General features: G+C 62.7%; 14 protein-coding genes. 9 read left to right on the forward strand and 5 right to left on the reverse strand.

Annotated elements, in window-relative coordinates:
• Positions 1-2 precede the first annotated feature (2 nt).
• The 3 genes from AB4136_RS05370 to AB4136_RS05380 are packed head-to-tail and all read left to right on the forward strand — an operon-like array spanning position 3 to position 2,874.
• Entirely contained in the window at positions 3-1,097 is a 1,095-nt protein-coding gene (locus AB4136_RS05370; RefSeq protein WP_024925695.1) for an ABC transporter ATP-binding protein, read from the forward strand.
• On the forward strand, positions 1,094-1,996 hold the full coding sequence (locus AB4136_RS05375; protein WP_024925694.1) for a carbohydrate ABC transporter permease: 903 nt from the start codon (positions 1,094-1,096) through the stop codon (positions 1,994-1,996). The genes AB4136_RS05370 and AB4136_RS05375 overlap by 4 nt, the downstream gene beginning before the upstream one ends.
• A gap of 2 nt (positions 1,997-1,998) precedes the next feature.
• On the forward strand, positions 1,999-2,874 hold the full coding sequence (locus AB4136_RS05380) for a carbohydrate ABC transporter permease (protein ID WP_024925693.1): 876 nt from the start codon (positions 1,999-2,001) through the stop codon (positions 2,872-2,874).
• Positions 2,875-2,892: 18 nt separating this feature from the next.
• Here AB4136_RS05380 and AB4136_RS05385 read toward each other — a convergent pair whose 3' ends face one another.
• Positions 2,893-4,116, reverse strand: coding sequence for an ROK family transcriptional regulator (locus tag AB4136_RS05385; RefSeq protein ID WP_024925692.1), 1,224 nt, complete (start codon positions 4,114-4,116; stop codon positions 2,893-2,895).
• A 93-nt stretch (positions 4,117-4,209) separates the two neighbouring features.
• Between AB4136_RS05385 and AB4136_RS05390 the strand changes: the two genes are divergently transcribed.
• Positions 4,210-5,277: a Gfo/Idh/MocA family protein gene (locus AB4136_RS05390; RefSeq protein WP_024925691.1), complete on the forward strand. Its 1,068-nt coding sequence runs from the start codon at positions 4,210-4,212 to the stop codon at positions 5,275-5,277.
• Between the two features lie 67 nt (positions 5,278-5,344).
• On the opposite strand, the gene AB4136_RS05395 is transcribed toward AB4136_RS05390, so the two are convergent.
• The 3 genes from AB4136_RS05395 to AB4136_RS05405 are packed head-to-tail and all read right to left on the reverse strand — an operon-like array spanning position 5,345 to position 9,929.
• Positions 5,345-6,511 (reverse strand): efflux RND transporter periplasmic adaptor subunit, encoded by a 1,167-nt coding sequence (locus AB4136_RS05395; protein WP_024925690.1) that lies wholly within the window; start codon positions 6,509-6,511, stop codon positions 5,345-5,347.
• A gap of 11 nt (positions 6,512-6,522) precedes the next feature.
• Positions 6,523-9,705 carry an efflux RND transporter permease subunit gene (locus AB4136_RS05400; RefSeq protein WP_024925689.1) on the reverse strand — a complete coding sequence of 1,061 codons (3,183 nt, stop codon included), beginning with the start codon at positions 9,703-9,705 and terminating at the stop codon, positions 6,523-6,525.
• A gap of 2 nt (positions 9,706-9,707) precedes the next feature.
• Positions 9,708-9,929, reverse strand: a complete 222-nt coding sequence (locus AB4136_RS05405; RefSeq protein WP_024925688.1) for a hypothetical protein — start codon at positions 9,927-9,929, stop codon at positions 9,708-9,710.
• A gap of 185 nt (positions 9,930-10,114) precedes the next feature.
• Here AB4136_RS05405 and AB4136_RS05410 point away from each other — a divergent pair, with 185 nt between their 5' ends.
• From AB4136_RS05410 to fghA, 5 genes are all read left to right on the forward strand, one after another.
• Positions 10,115-10,732 carry a TetR/AcrR family transcriptional regulator gene (locus AB4136_RS05410; protein WP_024925687.1) on the forward strand — a complete coding sequence of 206 codons (618 nt, stop codon included), beginning with the start codon at positions 10,115-10,117 and terminating at the stop codon, positions 10,730-10,732.
• Positions 10,733-11,104: 372 nt separating this feature from the next.
• The gene (locus AB4136_RS05415; protein WP_441930943.1) at positions 11,105-13,549 is read left to right on the forward strand and encodes a heavy metal translocating P-type ATPase; all 2,445 of its coding nucleotides are present in this window, start codon (positions 11,105-11,107) and stop codon (positions 13,547-13,549) included.
• Positions 13,550-13,964: 415 nt separating this feature from the next.
• Positions 13,965-15,092: an S-(hydroxymethyl)glutathione dehydrogenase/class III alcohol dehydrogenase gene (locus AB4136_RS05420; RefSeq protein ID WP_137901244.1), complete on the forward strand. Its 1,128-nt coding sequence runs from the start codon at positions 13,965-13,967 to the stop codon at positions 15,090-15,092.
• The gene (locus AB4136_RS05425) at positions 15,092-15,547 is read left to right on the forward strand and encodes a GNAT family N-acetyltransferase (protein ID WP_137901243.1); all 456 of its coding nucleotides are present in this window, start codon (positions 15,092-15,094) and stop codon (positions 15,545-15,547) included. Before AB4136_RS05420 ends, AB4136_RS05425 begins: the two co-directional genes overlap by 1 nt.
• Positions 15,548-15,626: 79 nt before the next feature.
• Positions 15,627-16,463, forward strand: a complete 837-nt coding sequence (gene fghA, locus AB4136_RS05430) for an S-formylglutathione hydrolase (RefSeq protein ID WP_137901242.1) — start codon at positions 15,627-15,629, stop codon at positions 16,461-16,463.
• A gap of 53 nt (positions 16,464-16,516) precedes the next feature.
• On the opposite strand, the gene AB4136_RS05435 is transcribed toward fghA, so the two are convergent.
• Positions 16,517-17,383, reverse strand: coding sequence for a hypothetical protein (locus AB4136_RS05435; protein ID WP_137901241.1), 867 nt, complete (start codon positions 17,381-17,383; stop codon positions 16,517-16,519).
• Positions 17,384-17,474 lie beyond the last annotated feature (91 nt).

Consider the following 17,474-nt stretch of genomic DNA (forward strand, 5'->3'; position numbering starts at 1 on the left):
CGATGTCCACCATTAGCCTGAAATCCGTATCCAAGAGCTTCGGCTCGGTCGACATCATCCGCAATGTCGACCTTGAGATCGCGGATGGCGAATTCGTCGTGTTCGTCGGGCCCTCGGGCTGCGGCAAGTCAACGCTGCTGCGCCTGATTGCCGGGCTGGTGCCCGTGTCGGCGGGCGACATCGACATCGACGGCGAAGACATGACCGAAGTGCCTGCCTCCAAGCGCGGCATCGCCATCGTCTTCCAGTCCTACGCGCTCTATCCGCACATGACGATCGCCCGCAACATCGGCTTCGCGCTGGAGACCAGCGGCATCGGGCGGGAGGCGATCCGCACCAAGGTTGAACAGGTTGCCGCGACGCTGAAGATCGGCCATCTGCTCGACAGGTTGCCGCGCGAGCTTTCCGGCGGCCAGCGCCAGCGTGTCGCCATCGGCCGTGCCCTTGTGCGCCAGCCGAAGGTGTTTCTGTTCGACGAACCGCTATCCAATCTCGACACCGACCTGCGCTCGGAAATGAGGGTCGAGATCGCGCGGCTGCACGAAGACCTCAAGACCACCATGGTCTATGTGACGCATGATCAGGTCGAGGCGATGACCCTGGCCGACAGGATCGTCGTTCTGAACGAGGGACGCATCGAGCAGGTTGGCACGCCGCAGGAACTCTACCATCGTCCGGCCAACCGTTTCGTCGCCGGTTTTATCGGCTCGCCGCGCATGAACTTCCTGCCGGTGACGGCGGCAAAAGCGGATGACGGCTGGCGGCTGAGCGGCGCGGGCGGGCTGGACCTCGCGATCGGAGCAGGCGCCTCTTCTCCCGCTTCGGTCGGCATCAGGCCGGAAGCATTGGCCATCGCGGGCGCGCGGCAACCTGCGCGGATTTCGGGTGAATTGCTGCGCGCCGAGGATCTCGGCCACGAGCATCTCGCTTATGTGCGCGTCGCCGAAGATCTGGTCTGGACGGTGCGTCTCTCGAACCATCTGGCGCTCGCGCGTGGAGAAAAAGTCGGGCTGACCTGGTCGGACGATGCGCTTTTTGCTTTCGACGGCGACGGCCGGCGGCTGGTCACCTCTCTTGCCAGGCAGGCCGCGGCATGAGCACGCGTCGCGGAAACGCATTGCAACGCAAGGAAACGCGCGCGGCGTGGATGTTCCTGACGCCGGCTCTCGTCGCGCTGACCCTCGTTGCCTTCTGGCCGCTCGCCCGCACGCTGTATTTTTCCTTCACCAATGCGACCCTCGACGATCCCTCGGTCTACGATTTCATCGGTTGGCAGAATTTCGTCGACATCGCGATGGACGGTCAGTGGTGGCGGGCGGTTGCCAACACGGTGGTGTTCACGATCATTTCGGTGTCGCTAGAAACCCTTCTCGGGCTGGGCATCGCGCTGCTGCTCAACCAGGCGCTGCCGGGCAGAGGCGCCTTGCGCGCTGCCATCCTCATTCCCTGGTCCATTCCGGTCGTCGTGTCGGCCAAGATCTGGGAATGGATGCTGCACGACCAGTTCGGCATTCTCAACAATTTGCTGATCGGTCTCGGTTTCATCGACCACGGCATTGCATGGACGGCGACGCCGTCGCTGGTCATGGGCGTCATCATCTTCGTCGATGTGTGGATCACCACGCCGTTCATGGTGCTGCTGATCCTGGCCGGGCTTCAGGTGATCCCAGAGGAGGTGCGCGAGGCCGCACTTGTGGATGGCGTTCCGTGGTGGAAGCGCTTCTGGTCGATCACCCTGCCGCTGCTCAGGCCGGCGATCGGCGTGGCGGTGCTGTTTCGCGCGCTGGATGCCATGCGCATGTTCGACCTTGCCTACATCCTCGCCGGCAATGGCGAGCGCACGCAGACCATCTCGATCTATGCGCGCAACCAGCTGATCTCCTTCCAGGAGACAGGCCTGGGTTCGGCTGCTTCCACCTGGGTGTTCTTCGTGATCGCGCTGGTCGCGATCCTCATCATCGGGACGATGCGGCTCGACCGCGCGGCGGGGAAATGACCATGGCCAGCACAACAGCGACGGCGAGACGCCGATCTTCCACTCGCTACCGTTGGCAAAGACGGGCACGCTCGGCCGGCCTTGTTATGCTCAGCCTGCTTGTGCTCGCCTACACGCTGTTCCCCTATTATTGGGCGATCGTCTCGTCCTTCCGCTCCGGCTCGGAACTGTTTTCGACCAGCCTCGTGCCGAGCTTTGACCTGGCCCACTACAAGGCCCTGCTGGCCGACCCCGTCTTCACCGGCTCAATCATCAATTCGCTGATCGTCGCCGGTTCGACCACCGTGATCTCGCTGGCGCTCGCAGTCGCCGCCGCCTATGCGCTCGGCCGGCTGAATTTCAGCGGCAGGCAGGCCATGCTGATGGCGATCCTGGTGGTCTCGATCTTCCCGCAGATCGCGGTGATGTCGGGCATGTTCGAACTGGTGCGCTGGCTCGGCCTCTACAATCGCGTTGGCGCGCTGATCCTTGCCTATCTGATCTTCACAGTGCCGTTCACGGTGTGGGTGCTGACCTCCTTCATGCGCGAATTTCCGCGCGAGCTGGAGGAGGCGGCGATCATGGACGGTTGTTCGCATTGGCGCATCCTGACCAGGATCCTTTTGCCACTGATGGGGCCGGCGCTGGCAAGCACCGGTCTGCTCGCCTTCATCCTGGCGTGGAACGAATTCCTGTTCGCGCTCACCTTCATCCTCAGCGACGAGAACCGTACCGTGCCGGTGGCGATCGGCCTGATCTCCGGCAACAGTCGCTACGAATACCCGTTCGGGCCGGTGATGGCGGCATCGATCATTGTCACGCTGCCGTTGCTGGTTCTGGTGCTGATCTTCCAGCGGCGGATTGTCAGCGGGCTGACCGCCGGTGCCATCAAGGGCTGACGGCCCATGCGGCCGGTCTCAATCCAGCCCGTAGAAGACGTCGACGATCTCACCGGCGATGTTCCATTTCGCCGAAGGCTGCGCTTCCAGGGTTGCCAGCAGGGGCATCGTCGCGGCGCCGAGCGCGATCATGTTGCGGTCGAGCAGGCCTTTCTGCAGGCGCGGCTCGGCGCGGTCGTCGCGCAGCGCGATCGTATGCGGCAGGGGTTCCAACCGTGTCAGCAGCCGGTCGAGCAGCCATTCGGGCAGATCGCTGCCGAGGATGATCGTTTCCGGGTCCAGCATGTTCTCGAGTGTGCCGACCAGCCAGTTGAGATGCGGCGCCACATCGGCCAGCCAGGCTTCCGCCCTGTCGGGATGGGCTCTGATGAGGCTGGCAAAACCATCTTCCGCGTCGCGCGCGCTGCCGCTGGCGCCGATCATGTCCAAAAGATGCTCCACGGACACGATCCGCTCCAGATAGACGCTCTCCCCATGATGCTGAATGAGGATGCGGCCGATCTCGCCGGCGTTCGACCAGCCGCCACGAAACAGCGCACCGTCATGCACCAATCCGGCGCCGAGGCCGTGCCCGAGCAGCAGATAACAGAAGTTGCGAACCGCACGGCCCTGCCCGAAGGTCAGTTCCGCCAGTGCGCCGGCATTGGCGTCGTTCTCGATGATGACGGCCATGCCCGTCTGCTCGGCCAGGCGGCGGTCGATTTCGTAACCGTGGAGTTCGCTCCAGAACGAACCTTCGAGATGGGGAGCGTCGAGGGTCAAGGCATCGCGCAGGCGCGGCGAAGCGATGCCGATGCCCCAGACGCGATCGGCCGGGACCGAAGCCGAAGCGACAAGATCATCGATCACGGCGGCAAGGGCGGTATGGACACCTTCGACCGTGCGCGCGCCGAGCGGCCGGCGCAGACCGACACACTCGACGAAGTTGAAGTCGACAAGGCTCGCCCGCACCAGGTCGCGATCGATGTGCAGGCCGATGCCGTAGCCGCGTTCGGCGGCGATGCGGTAGTTGGTCGGCGGCTGACCCTTGCCGCCATAGACCTTGCCGGTGCGTTCGATGAGCCCGGCCCGTTCGAGATCGTCGATGATGTTGGACAGCGATTGCGGACTCAACCGGGTCAGGCGAGCGAGATCGGCTCGGCTCTGCGCGGGCTCGCGGCGCAGAAGATCGAGCACCGTCTGGCGGTTCAGGCGTTTGGTGAACTCGTTGTTCTTGCCGAGACCGGCTTTTCTGACTTTCACGCGATCACCTAAATCCACTCAGTTGAATAAATCGACGATCCGTGTCATCTACCACAGGAATTCCTTGTAGTCCTTAGCATTTTGGAGACCACCATGGACATCCGCGTCGGCCTGATCGGCCTTGGCGAAGTCGCCCAGCTCATGCACCTGCCGCTCCTGGCCGACGACAGCCGCTATCGCATCGAAGCGGTGATGGACGTCGCGCCGTCCCTGGTCGATCATATCGCCGAACGCTACGGCGTCCCGCGTCGCTACCAGCGCGCCGAAGACCTGTTGGCCGATGCCAATCTGGACGCCGTTTTCATCCTGACGCCGGACCATATCCATGGCCGCCTGCTTGGGCAGGCGATGGACGCCGACAAACATATCTTCATCGAAAAGCCGGTCTGTCTGACCGCGGACGAGCTGACACCGCTGCTGCCGCGCGCGGAAAGCTACAGGAAGACGATCTTCGTCGGCTACATGCGTCGCTTCTCGCGGCCATTCCTGGAATTGAAGAAGCGCATGCCGGCCGTCGACACGGTGCTGCACGCCCGCGTGCGCGACATCATCTGCGAAGGCCCGTTCTTCATCCGCCAGACGCGCAACGTATTCTATCCGAAGGACGTGCCGCAGCCGATCATCGACGAGGGGCGGGTGGAGACCGAACGGCTGCTGCGTTCGGTCATGGGTGCCGACGCGACCCGCGATCAGCTGCGTGCCTATCAGGTGCTGACAGGCCTTTCATCGCACTCCTTCTCGGCGATGCGCGAATTGCTGGGTGCGCCGAAGGGGGTGCATGCGGCGCGCCAGCATCGCGGGGAGTCGATCTCCGTGCTGTTCGACTACGGTCATTTCACAGCTGTCTACGAAGCGCTGATCCACAACGTGGCGCGCTTCGACGCCGGTATCGATATCCTGACTGACCGGCAGCAATTCCGCGTCAATTATGACACGCCCTATATCCGCAACCTGCCGTCGCGGCTGGAGATCATCGATTCCACGGATACTGAGACGCGGACTGAAACCTTCGGGCCGAGCTACGAAGATCCGTTCCGCATCGAGCTCGACGCTTTCCACGACTGCGTGGTCAACGGAGCTAAGGCCAAGACGACGTTGAAGGATTCAGTTGCCGACCTTGACCTGTTCACCAAGGTGGGCCGGGCCTTCATGGCCGCATAACAATGATATCGCCCAGCCGGCCAGTGGGATTCCCCGATGGCCGGCTGGGTCGGTCCGACGCCTGGTATCAGGACGCCGGGGCCGGGGCCGGGCTTGCCGTTTGGGGGTTTACCGGCATGCCCGGCCCGATCTTCTGAAGGTTGCCGCTGATGATCTTGTCGGTTTCGCTGATGCCCTTGGTGATGGCGACCAGCTCACCGTCTGTCTGGCCGAGCTCGACCAGCCGCATACCGACCTTGTTGCCCTCGTCGATCACGTAGACATATTTGCCAAGCTGGCTGGAGCCGAGCGCGACTTGCGGCACCAGAAGCGTGTTCGGCGTCTCGCCGACCAGAAGGCGGATGTTCACATACTGGCCGGGCAGCAACGAGCGGTCGTCATTGGCGATGGTGGCACGGGCGATGATGGTGCCAGTGGCGGCATCCACCTTGTTGTCGATGAAGGTCAGTTCACCCTTGCGGGATGCATTCTTGTCGCCGGGGACCGAGACCTCTGCCGCGATCGCGCCATTCGTCCTGGCTTTCTGGATCAGCACGAGGTCGCCTTCGCTCGGCGTAAATGTGACATAGACCGGACTGATCTGGACCAGCGTGTTGAGCGAAGTGCCGCCGACATTGACGAGGGTGCCGACCGTTGCCTGGTTGCGACCGAGGCGACCGTCGAAGGGGGCATGGATTTCGGTGTAGCCAAGATTGATCTGGGCGGCCTCGATCGCGGCCTTGTCGGCCGCGACTGACGCTTCGCCCTGCTGCATGGTGCTGCTGCGCAGATCCAAACCATCCTTGGACAGGAAACCTGTCTTAATCAGATCGTTGCCGCGCGTCAGGCTCGCCTTGGTGTATTCGAGCGAGGCCTGATTGCGCTGCGCCTGTGCCTTCACCTGATCGAGCGCCACCTGATAGTCGCGCGGGTCGATCTTGTAGAGCAGGTCACCCTTCTTGACGTCGGCGCCGTCGTTGGCCGCCTGTTCGAGGATGTAGCCGGAAACCTTCGCCTGCAGGGCGACGGTGCGGATCGCCTCCGTGCGCGCGGTGTAGTCGAGATAGACCGGGAGCGTCTTCTTGACCACGCTGGTAACGGGGACGGGCATGGCCTGATGCGCGGCCGCGGGCGCGGCAGCGTCGGCAGGCTTGGCGAGCAGGCCGGACAGGACGGCCGGTTCACCATTGAAGTGGACATAGGCTGCCGCCGCCGCGATCACGGCAACGGCTGTGGTGATTTTCCAGGGACGCATGGGAGACTCCATTATTCGGCTGCCTCGGCCTGCGCCGGCAGCGCGGGCTGCTGGTCGCCGTGAGGCTTGGTATTGGTATGTGCAGTTTCAGCGCCGGACCGCCGTTCCCGCCATTGTTCGATGATGGCGTAGAAGACCGGCACGAAGACGAGCGTCAGGATGGTTGCGGCGAGCATGCCGCCGAACACCGCCGTGCCGAGGGACTGACGGCTGGCGGCACCCGCGCCGGTGGCCAGCATCAGGGGCACGACGCCCAGGATGAAGGCAAAGGCGGTCATCAGGATCGGGCGAAGGCGCAGTCTGCCCGCTTCCATGGCGGCCTCGACGATGCTCATGCCCTGCTCGCGAAGGTGCTTGGCGAATTCGACGATCAGGATCGCGTTCTTGGCCGCCAAGCCGATCAGCATGACGAAGCCGATCTGCGAATAGACGTCCATCTGCATGCCGCGCAGCCAGATGGCGAGCAGCGCGCCGAACAGAGCGGTTGGCACCGACAAAATCACCATGAACGGCATCGACCAGCTCTCGTACTGCGCGGCCAGGATCAGGAACACGAAGACGATGGCGAGTGCGAAGACCAGAATGGCGACCGAGCCTGCCTTCAGCTCCTGGTAGGTGATGCCCGTCCATTCGAAGCCGAAGTCGTTCGGCAGCGCGGTCGCGGCCGCCCGCTGCATGGCCTGGATGGCCTGGCCGGATGAGAAGCCGGGAGCCGCATTGCCATTGATCGAGGCCGAGCCGTAGTTGTTGTAGTGCGAGACCGTTTCGGGGCCGACGACCGACTTCATCATGCCAAGCGTCGACAATGGCACCATCTGACCGGTGTTGTTTCGGACGTAGAGCTTGGTCAGGTCGGTTGCTTCCGCGCGTGCGGCCTTGTCCGCCTGCATGGTGACGCGGAAGGTGCGACCGAACATGTTGAAGTCGTTCACATAGAGTGACCCGAGATAGATCTGCAGGGTGTTGAAGACATCGGGCAGGGCAAGGCCGAGCAGCTTGGCCTTGTTGCGGTCGAGGTCGAAGTTGAACTGCGGCGTCGAGGTCGAGAAGGTCGTGAACAGCGTTTGCGGGTTGAGCTCGGGCTGCTTGCGGGCTTCCGCCAGCAAGGCTTGCGTGGCCTCGTTGACCGCGTTGGCGCCACGGCCGGCAAGATCCTCAACCTGGAACTCGAAGCCGCCAGTGGTGCCGAGACCCTGGATGGACGGCGGTTCGAAAGCCAGCACAAGTCCGTCAGGCATGCCGAACAACTGTGGACGTACCTTGTTGACGATGTCGGTGGCGCTCATCCCCGCGCCGCGTTCATCCCATGGCTTCAGGATCGCAAACAGCGCCGCCGAGTTCGACTGGTTGGCGAAAGTCAGGAAGTTGAAGCCTGCAACGGTGATGACGTACTCGACACCAGGCGTGGCGAGCAGCTTTTCGCGCACCTTCCTGGACACCTCGTCCGTTCGCTCGAGCGAGGCGCCGTCGGGTAACTGCACGATGTTGAAGAAATAGCCCTGGTCCTCGACCGGAAGGAAGGCCGTCGGGACGCGCGTCGAGATGAGATAGGTCGCGGCAATCAGCGCCACGAACACGCCCATCATCAGCCAGCGCAGCTTGATGAACCCGCGCACGGATGCCGAATAGGCATGCGAGAGCCAGGTGAAACCGCTGTTGAACCAGCGATAGAGAACGAAGTTGGACGGCGGGCGATGGCGCAGGAAGGCCGCCGACAGCGCCGGTGAAAGCGTCAGCGAGTTGAAGGCCGAGATGCCGACCGAGATCGCGACTGTCAGCGCGAACTGGTTGTAGAGCTCGCCGGTGACACCCGGAATGAAGGCGACCGGAATGAATACGGCCATCAGCACCGCCGTGGTGGCAATGATCGGGCCTGTGACTTCCTTCATCGCCAGCCGGGCAGCTTCCAAAGGCGGATGTCCGGCTTCGAGCTGTCGCTCGACGTTTTCGACCACCACGATGGCATCGTCGACCACAAGGCCGATGGCGAGCACCATGCCGAGCAGCGATAGCATGTTGAGCGAGAAGCCGAGCGCCAGCATCACCACCATAGTGGCGATCAAAGAGACCGGGATGGCGATGACGGGGATAAGGGTCGTGCGCCAGTTCTGCAGGAAGATGAAGACGACGGCCACGACCAGGATCAGCGCTTCCAGCAGGGTCTTGACCACGTCGTCCATGGCGGCCGACACGAACTTAGTCGTGTCGTAGAAGATCGTATACTGGATGCCTTTCGGGAAGCGCGCCGACAGCTCCTTCATCTTGGCTTCGATGTTCTTCTTCAGCTCAAGCGCGTTGGAGCCCGGCATCTGGAAGGTCGCGATGACGACGGTCGGTTTCTCGTTGGCATAGGTGGACGAGTTGTAGAGCAGCGAACCCAGCTCGATGCGGGCGACGTCGCGCAGGCGCACCAGCGAACCGGTCGCGGAATTGGCGCGCACGACGATGTTGCCGAACTCCTTGGGATCGGACAGGCGGCCGGTGGCGTTGACCTGCATCTCGAAGGCCGTTCCGGCCGGTGCCGGGGACTGGCCGATCTTGCCGGCCGCGACCTGCACGTTTTGCTCAGCAATGGCGCTCTGCACGTCGACGGCGGTGATGCCGAGATTGGCCAGCTTGTCGGGATCGAGCCAGACGCGCATCGAATAGCGGCGCTCGCCGAAGATTTGCACATCGCCGACACCGGGGACGCGCTTGAGCGGATCCGCCACCTGCAAATAAGCATAGTTGCTGAGCGCGACGGGATCGACCGAGCCGTCCGGCGAGGTCAGGTTCACGATCAGCACGAAGCTCGGGTTCTGCTTTTTGACGGTAACGCCGGCCTGGTTGACGATGGCCGGCAGGGAGGATGCCGCCTGCGAGACACGGTTCTGCACGTCCATCGCGGCAATATCGAGCGGATAGCCGACATCGAAGGTCACGGTGATGCGCGAGGAGCCGTCATTGGAACTTGCCGAAGACATGTAGGTCATGCCTTGGACGCCGTTGATCGACTGTTCGAGCGGCGTCGTCACCGTATCGGCGACAACCTGCGAACTGGCGCCCGGATAATTGGCGCTGACGACGACCTGCGGCGGCGCGATGTTGGGGAACTGCGCGACGGGCAAAAGATAATAGGCGATCAACCCGGCGAGCACCATGATGATGGCGATCGCCGAGGCGAAGATCGGACGCTGGATAAAGAAATTGACCATGTTCAAACGGCTTTTCGGAGATCGGGAACGGGATCCGCCGGGAGAAAGGCGGCGTCGATGCCAGGGAGCGGCGTATCTTGGTCGGCGGCGCGCAGGCGCGCTGCGGTGCGGACAAGCATCGCCTTGAGAGCGGCCGGATCGACATGATCAGCCTGCATCACGGCGAGGGTCATCGGGTCATTCAGCAGCTGATCAATGGTCAGGGCTCTGTAATGAAATGCCATCGTGTGCCTCCTGATCGATGTTGCGGCGACAGATTCCCGATGACGAAAGCCGCATTTTTCGGCCATCGCCCTGATCCATCACCTTGTCCGACTTGGCCTATGGTCGACCTTGACGGGGACATTAAGGAATGTTACCGCTCGGTAACAGCCAGATAGTTACTGACCGGTAACACTCACGTCAAGCTATGAACGACAAAATTTTGCAGCATGCTGACATCAACGCTCAGGTAAACCTGCGTCCGCGCGAGCGCATCGTGTTGACGGCGCGCGAGATGTTTTACCATCACGGCATCCGCAGCGTCGGTATCGAAGCGATCACCGAAGCCGCCGGCACCAACAAGATGACGCTCTACCGGCATTTTGGTTCCAAGGACGATCTCATCGTCGAATGCATCCAGAAGGCGGTCGCGGAGGGATGCAACTTCTGGGACGAGCTCGAAGGCAAATATCCGGGCGACCCGAAAGCGCAATTGGCGGCCTGGGTCCAAAACTGCGCGGAACGCCTTGGCTCCGACGAACGCGGCTGCGAGATGGCCAACGCCGCGGTGGAACTTGCGGAAGAGGACCATCCCGCCCGCCGCGTCATCGAAGACGCCAAGAAGCGGTTTCGCGGCCGGCTTGCGGAACTTTGCGAAAGGGCAGGGCTGGAACAGCCCCGGATGGTGGCCGACATGCTCGGTCTGCTGCTTGAAGGGGCCAAGATCAGCCGCCAGAGCGAAGGCGCCGAAGGGCCGAGCGCCCGTTTCAAGCGCATGGCCGACGAAATCATCGCAACCGTGGGCGGGCAGGGCGACAAAGCCTGATCTGCCCCTGACTGCTTTCCGCCAGCCTCCCATCCGGTGACCATGTGCTGTTTGCCCACACGGCAGCTGTACGTCTGCGAGAAATGTTCGCTTTCCGATGGTGAATATGATGCGGCTGCAAGCATTGGGACAGGGCTGGGGTTTGGCGTTTCGTTATAGGCCGCCACTGTCTGCGCCTTCCCGCCATGGCAAGGTCAAGTCTTGTTTCGAAGGCGGATGACCGCCAGGCCGGCGCGGAAAATATGCCGCTTGACCTTCCCATGACTGGAAGCTTTATCTGTGTTGGCAACTGCTCAAGAAGAGAGTTGCAAAGTCATGAACGCCATACCCCAAAACCTGCCGGTGCAAACCGCTTCGAAATCCGCCACCACAATGCAGTTCGGCATTGAAGGCATGACCTGTGCCTCCTGCGTGCGCCGCGTGGAAAAGGCCATCGCGGCGGCTCCCGGTGTCATTGCCGCCAACGTCAATCTGGCCACCGAACGTGCCGAGGTCGTCTTTTCGGGCGAGCCGGACCTGCCAGCGGTGCTGACGGCGGTCACCGCTGTTGGCTATCAGCCGCGCAGCGAGACGGTCGAGTTGGCAATCAAGGGCATGACCTGCGCATCCTGCGTGGCCCGCATCGAGCGGGCATTGAAAGCGGTGCCGGGGGTCTCGAACGCCAACGTCAATCTGGCGACCGAACGGGCGACGGTGGATTTCACGCTTGGCGTGGTCGACGGCGCCGCCCTGGAGGCGGCGGTGGCGGCCGCCGGTTACGAAGCCCGGCAGATCGTCGCCAACCGGGCTTTCGAGCGCGACGCGGACAATCGGCAGGCGGAAATCAGGGCGCTTGGCCGCGCGCTGGCGATAGCTGCGATATTCACGCTGCCGGTCTTCATCCTTGAAATGGGTTCGCATCTGATCCCGTCTTTCCACCATTGGGTGATGGGCACGTTCGGGATCTGGAGCTGGCGCCTGCAATTCGTGCTGACCACGATCGTGCTTTTCGGTCCGGGTCTGCGGTTCTTCACCAAGGGCCTGCCGGCGCTGTTCAAGGGTGCTCCTGATATGAACGCGCTGGTGGCGATGGGCGCCGGCGCGGCCTGGGTCTATTCCGTGGTCGCCACCTTCCTGCCGGCCGCGCTGCCGGCCGGAACCGCCAATGTCTACTACGAGGCCGCGGCGGTCATCGTGACGCTGATCCTGCTTGGGCGCACCCTCGAAGCGCGTGCCAAGGGTCGAACCGGCGAGGCGATCAAGAAACTCGTCGGTCTCCAGGCGAAGACCGCGCGGGTCGTTCGAGATGGCGTCACCAGCGAGGTGGCGTTGGGCGACGTGCGCGTGGGCGACGTCGTCCTCGTGCGGCCCGGCGAGAAGATCGCAGTGGACGGAGAGGTTGTTGAAGGTTCATCCTTCGTCGATGAATCCATGATCACCGGAGAACCGGTGCCCGTTTCCAAGGGGATCGGCGCCGAGGTCGTGGGTGGCACCATCAACAAGACCGGCAGTTTCTCTTTTCGCGCTACCAAGGTCGGCTCGCAGACCCTGCTTGCCCAGATCATCCGCATGGTCGAGGCCGCGCAAGGGGCCAAGCTGCCGATCCAGGCCCTGGTCGACAAGGTAACGGCCTGGTTCGTGCCGGCGGTGATCGTTGCGGCGCTGCTGACATTCGCGATCTGGCTGGTCTTCGGCCCGGACCCCGCTTTGTCCTTCGCTTTGGTCAATGCCGTCGCCGTGCTGATCATCGCGTGCCCCTGCGCGATGGGCCTGGCCACGCCCACCTCGATCATGGTCGGCACCGGCCGCGCCGCCGAAATGGGCGTGTTGTTCCGCAAGGGCGATGCGCTGCAGACGCTGCGGGACGCTTCCGTCATCGCGCTGGACAAGACCGGGACCTTGACCGAAGGCAGGCCGGAACTCACCGACTTCATCGTCGCCGACGATTTCGAGGAGGATGAGCTGCTCGCCGTTGTTGCTTCGGTCGAAGCACGCTCCGAGCATCCGCTCGCCGAAGCGATCGTGCGGGCTGCCGAGGGACGCGGGCTGGAGTTGGTCGATGCCACCGACTTCGAAGCCATTCCAGGCTTTGGCGTTCGTGCCCGGGTCGGGGCACGCCGGGTCGAGATCGGGGCCGACCGCCTGATGGCGCAAATCGGCCTCGACGTCTCCGATTTCGCCGCCGTGGCCGAGCGACTGGCCGGCGAGGGCAAAAGTCCGCTCTATGCCGCGATTGACGGTGAACTCGCGGCGGTTGTCGCGGTCGCCGATCCGATCAAGCAGTCGACACCGGCCGCAATCAAGGCGCTGCAGGCATTGGGCCTCAGGGTGGCGATGATTACCGGCGACAACCGGCACACCGCCCAGGCGATCGGCCGCCAGATCGGCATAAACGAGATCGTCGCCGAGGTGCTGCCGGACGGCAAGGTCGAAGCGTTGAAACGGCTTCAGGCCGGCGGCGCCCGCGTGGCGTTTGTCGGCGACGGCATCAATGACGCGCCGGCCCTGGCGGCAGCCGATGTCGGCATCGCCATTGGCACCGGCACCGACATTGCCATCGAAAGCGCCGACGTGGTGTTGATGGCGGGCGATCTCCGCGGCGTTGCCAATGCAATCGCGCTGTCGAAGGCAACCATCCGCAACATCGGCCAGAACCTGTTCTGGGCCTTCGGTTACAACGTCGCGCTGGTTCCCGTGGCCGCTGGCCTGCTCTATCCGTTCAACGGCACCTTGCTGTCGCCGATGCTGGCCGCCGGCGCGATGGCGTTGTCCAGCGTGTTCGTATTGACCAATGCGCTGAGGTTGAAACGCTTCCGCGCTCCGTTGAAGGCGGGCTGATTGGGAGCGTGAAGGAAAGCGTATTGCGTAAACGCTCGTAAGTCATCCGCGGATAACGGATCAAGGGCGCGGTCTCTTCGTTGGACATAGTCTGATGAAGGGATCGCGCCTTTCGCTTGCGCGGCATTTTCCACAAACCCGGCAGCCGGCCGGGCGAGCAATCGCTGGACCTTTCGTAGTACCCATCTGACGGTTGCCGACGGCATCGGCTTCCCCTACACCCTGACCTCTCCGGAAGACGCCGAATCCAAACAGGACTATCGAACGGTTCGTCGCTGATGCGATAGCTGTGACGTATCGCCGGGGTTACGGTGGCGCAGGTATTTTCCCGGTCAATCCGGGTAGGCGGCCTTGCCGTTCAATCGAAGCCTGCCGGGCAAGATGCCTGGCGATGGGATCAGTTGGGAGAGAAAATATGAAAACACGCGCCGCCGTTGCCGTAGCCGCAGGCAAGCCGCTTGAAATCATGGAAGTGGACCTGGAAGGGCCGCGCGAAGGCGAAGTGCTGGTCGAAGTGAAGGCGACCGGTATCTGTCATACCGACGAGTTCACGCTGTCGGGCGCCGATCCGGAAGGCATCTTTCCGGCGATCCTGGGCCATGAGGGCGCCGCTGTCGTCGTCGATGTCGGCAAGGGGGTGACAAGCCTCAAGAAAGGCGACCACGTCATTCCGCTCTATACGCCCGAATGCCGTTCGTGCCCGTCTTGCCTGTCGCGCAAGACCAATCTGTGTACCGCGATCCGCGCCACCCAGGGCCAAGGCCTGATGCCGGACGGCACGTCGCGCTTCTCGATCGGCAAGGACAAGATCTTCCACTATATGGGCTGTTCGACGTTTTCGAACTTCACCGTGTTGCCCGAGATCGCGCTCGCCAAGGTCAATCCGAACGCGCCCTTCGACAAGATCTGTTACATCGGCTGCGGCGTGACCACCGGTATCGGTGCCGTCATCAACACCGCCAAGGTGGAAGAGGGGGCGACAGCAGTCGTCTTCGGTCTGGGCGGCATCGGTCTCAATGTCATCCAGGGCCTCCGCCTCGCCGGCGCCGACATGATCATCGGCGTCGATCTCAACAACGACAAGAAGGAATGGGGCAAGCGCTTCGGCATGACGCATTTCGTCAATCCGAAGGAAGTGGACGGCGACATCGTGCCTTACCTGGTCAACCTGACCAAGCGTGGCGCCGACCAGATCGGCGGCGCCGATTACACCTTCGACTGCACGGGCAACGTCAAGGTCATGCGCCAGGCGCTGGAAGCGGCGCATCGCGGTTGGGGCAAGTCGGTGGTCATCGGCGTTGCGGGCGCGGGCCAGGAGATTTCCACGCGGCCGTTCCAACTGGTGACGGGGCGCACCTGGATGGGCACCGCATTCGGCGGCGCGCGGGGGCGTACCGACGTGCCGAGGATCGTCGACTGGTACATGGACGGCAAGATCGAGATCGACCCGATGATCACGCATACGCTGAAGCTGGAAGAGATCAACAAAGGCTTCGACCTCATGCATGAGGGCAAGTCGATCCGGAGCGTCGTGGTGTATTGATGCCCGAGGTTGCGTTCGAGACGGACCTGCGGCGGCTGGACGAGTTTTCGGCACGCGACCTCTATACGATGCTGAAGATGCGCGTCGACGTGTTCGTGGTCGAGCAGAAATGCCCCTATCCGGAACTGGACGGCCGCGACGAAGACGCTTTACACATACGCTTGCTCGCTGGAGACGATCTGCTGGCGAGCGGTCGCATTCACCTATCTTCCGACGAGGACGGCCCCGCCTATATCAGCCGGGTCGTCGTCTCGCCGAGGCATCGCGGCAAACGGCTCGGCGAACATTTGATGAGCGAGGCAATCGGCGCCTGTGAACGGCTTTACCCAGGCCGTTCCATCGCATTGTCGGCACAAAGCCATCTGCAGGGTTTCTATTCGGCCTTCGGTTTCGTTGCCGTTTCGGATGAATATCTCGAGGACGGCATTCCCCATATCGACATGCAGCGGCCCTAGGGTTGGTGCAGTCGCGTCAGAAGCAGCCGACCGGAGTTTTTCGGCTGGCAAGACATCACTTGATTGGAAGGCAAGGCGGATGAAGACCGTTTCCACGTCCAGGTCGCATGGCGGTGTCCAGGGTGTCTATTCTCATGCGTCCGAGGCCTGCGCCTGTGACATGACTTTTGCCGTGTTCGTTCCACCGCAGGCCAAGGACGGGCCGGTGCCGGTGCTGTGGTATTTGTCCGGCCTCACCTGTACCCATGCCAATGTCATGGACAAGGGCGAATACCGTAGGCTGGCGGCTGAACTTGGCATGATGGTCGTGTGCCCGGACACCAGTCCGCGCGGCGATGGCGTGGCGGACGAAAAGGACAATTGGCAGTTCGGTCAAGGCGCTGGCTTCTACGTCGACGCCACACAGGAGCCATACGCGAAAAACTATCGCATGTACTCCTACGTGACCGAGGAATTGCCAGCTCTCATCGGCGCAAATTTTCCGGCGGACATGTCGCGCCAGGGAATCTTCGGCCATTCGATGGGCGGCCACGGAGCGCTGACCGTTGCACTGAAAAATCCCGATCGCTTCAAAAGCTGCTCGGCATTCGCGCCGATCGTGCAGCCGAGCACGGCCGGCTGGTCGAGGCCGGCGCTGGAAAAATACCTCGGTCCAGACAGTGCGGATTGGCGGGCTTATGACGCTACGTTGCTGATCGATGACGGAAACCGGTTCCCGGAATTTCTGGTCGACCAGGGCACGGCGGACGGCTTCCTCGATGAAGGCCTGAGGCCATGGTTGCTGGAAGAGGCGTGCAAGAAAGCAGACATCGCGCTCAGCCTTCGTATGCAGGATGGCTACGACCATTCCTACAATTTCATCTCGACCGTCATGGAAGATCATCTGCGCTGGCATGCCGAAAGGTTGGCCCGCTAGGCGCCGCCAGGCATCCGCTGGCTTTTTCGCAGCTGACCGGGTGAAGCGCTGTCCTAGCGGGCAGCGTCTTGAAGGAAGCTTTCCTCGAAAGCCTGGTCGATGATGGCCAGTTTGACCGCCTGCGCGTTCATGTATTCCTCGTAGAAGCCGCGCGAGACCCACATGACGGAACGGCCCCGTTGGCCGAGCCAGCCGATGCTGCCAAGATGCTCGGCGTCGCGCAGCTTGCGGGCGAGGTGGGTGCGGGACAGGTTCAGCCACTTCGCGAAGTCGCCGAGCGATACGACGCCAGTCGGGATACGGTCGATGTTGGCCTGGTCCGGATCGATGCTCGAGATCAGCCATTCCATGACGACGCCGCCATTGTTGAGCCAGGTGAACAGCGAAAAGGTCTGTTGCGGCTCACGCACGGGAGTAGACGTCAACAAACCATCCGCGATCGGCGGATGCAGCCGCGCGATCGCATCGGGATGCGCGGCGAAGGTCGCCAGCCTGGCGCCCTGGTCCAGGCCGTCGAGGGTGGCCAGATGTACCATCGCCCAGCCGGCCAGGACTTGCAGAGTTTCCTCGGTGGGCCGGAACGGGTGCGAGCGGCGGTCGGTCTTTTCCGGCAAATGCTCGACATAGTTGTATTTGAGCATTTCCTTGATGAAGGCATCGGCCGTGTTGCGACTGGCAACTGCGTGTTGCTCGACCGCCTGCAGGAAACGGGCGGTCGTCAAGGCGTCGTGACGAGTATGCGGGTCTGCACGGAAATGCAGGGCGAGGCCGGCATGCGCCATCAACCAGCGCTGTTGCGTCGCAAAGACCGACGACAGGCGCGGCGACCCCTCATAGGCGGAGAGCAGCGCCGTCGCTTGGCCGCGGACACACCGATGCAAGGCCGGATGTTCGGCAATTTCCTGCGCGCTGAACGCCATCAGCTTCTCCCGCCCAACACGTTCTTCATAACGAAACGCGCAGCAAAAGGCGAAGAAAACCGAACGCTAAGGAGCGTTTACGGTGACCGGA

The organism is Mesorhizobium sp. 2RAF21 (genome assembly GCF_052115345.1).
GTDB lineage: Bacteria > Pseudomonadota > Alphaproteobacteria > Rhizobiales > Rhizobiaceae > Mesorhizobium > Mesorhizobium terrae.

Excerpts from the sequence above, each read along its gene's own strand:
- AB4136_RS05435 (WP_137901241.1), bottom strand. The coding sequence starts at position 17,383 with ATGGCGTTCAGCGCGCAGGAAATTGCCGAACATCCGGCCTTGCATCGG.
- AB4136_RS05420 (WP_137901244.1), top strand. The coding sequence starts at position 13,965 with ATGAAAACACGCGCCGCCGTTGCCGTAGCCGCAGGCAAGCCGCTTGAA.
- AB4136_RS05375 (WP_024925694.1), top strand. The coding sequence starts at position 1,094 with ATGAGCACGCGTCGCGGAAACGCATTGCAACGCAAGGAAACGCGCGCG.
- AB4136_RS05405 (WP_024925688.1), bottom strand. The coding sequence starts at position 9,929 with ATGGCATTTCATTACAGAGCCCTGACCATTGATCAGCTGCTGAATGAC.
- AB4136_RS05380 (WP_024925693.1), top strand. The coding sequence starts at position 1,999 with ATGGCCAGCACAACAGCGACGGCGAGACGCCGATCTTCCACTCGCTAC.
- AB4136_RS05370 (WP_024925695.1), top strand. The coding sequence starts at position 3 with ATGTCCACCATTAGCCTGAAATCCGTATCCAAGAGCTTCGGCTCGGTC.
- AB4136_RS05395 (WP_024925690.1), bottom strand. The coding sequence starts at position 6,511 with ATGCGTCCCTGGAAAATCACCACAGCCGTTGCCGTGATCGCGGCGGCG.
- AB4136_RS05425 (WP_137901243.1), top strand. The coding sequence starts at position 15,092 with ATGCCCGAGGTTGCGTTCGAGACGGACCTGCGGCGGCTGGACGAGTTT.
- AB4136_RS05415 (WP_441930943.1), top strand. The coding sequence starts at position 11,105 with ATGCAGTTCGGCATTGAAGGCATGACCTGTGCCTCCTGCGTGCGCCGC.
- fghA (WP_137901242.1), top strand. The coding sequence starts at position 15,627 with ATGAAGACCGTTTCCACGTCCAGGTCGCATGGCGGTGTCCAGGGTGTC.
- AB4136_RS05390 (WP_024925691.1), top strand. The coding sequence starts at position 4,210 with ATGGACATCCGCGTCGGCCTGATCGGCCTTGGCGAAGTCGCCCAGCTC.
- AB4136_RS05410 (WP_024925687.1), top strand. The coding sequence starts at position 10,115 with ATGAACGACAAAATTTTGCAGCATGCTGACATCAACGCTCAGGTAAAC.
- AB4136_RS05400 (WP_024925689.1), bottom strand. The coding sequence starts at position 9,705 with ATGGTCAATTTCTTTATCCAGCGTCCGATCTTCGCCTCGGCGATCGCC.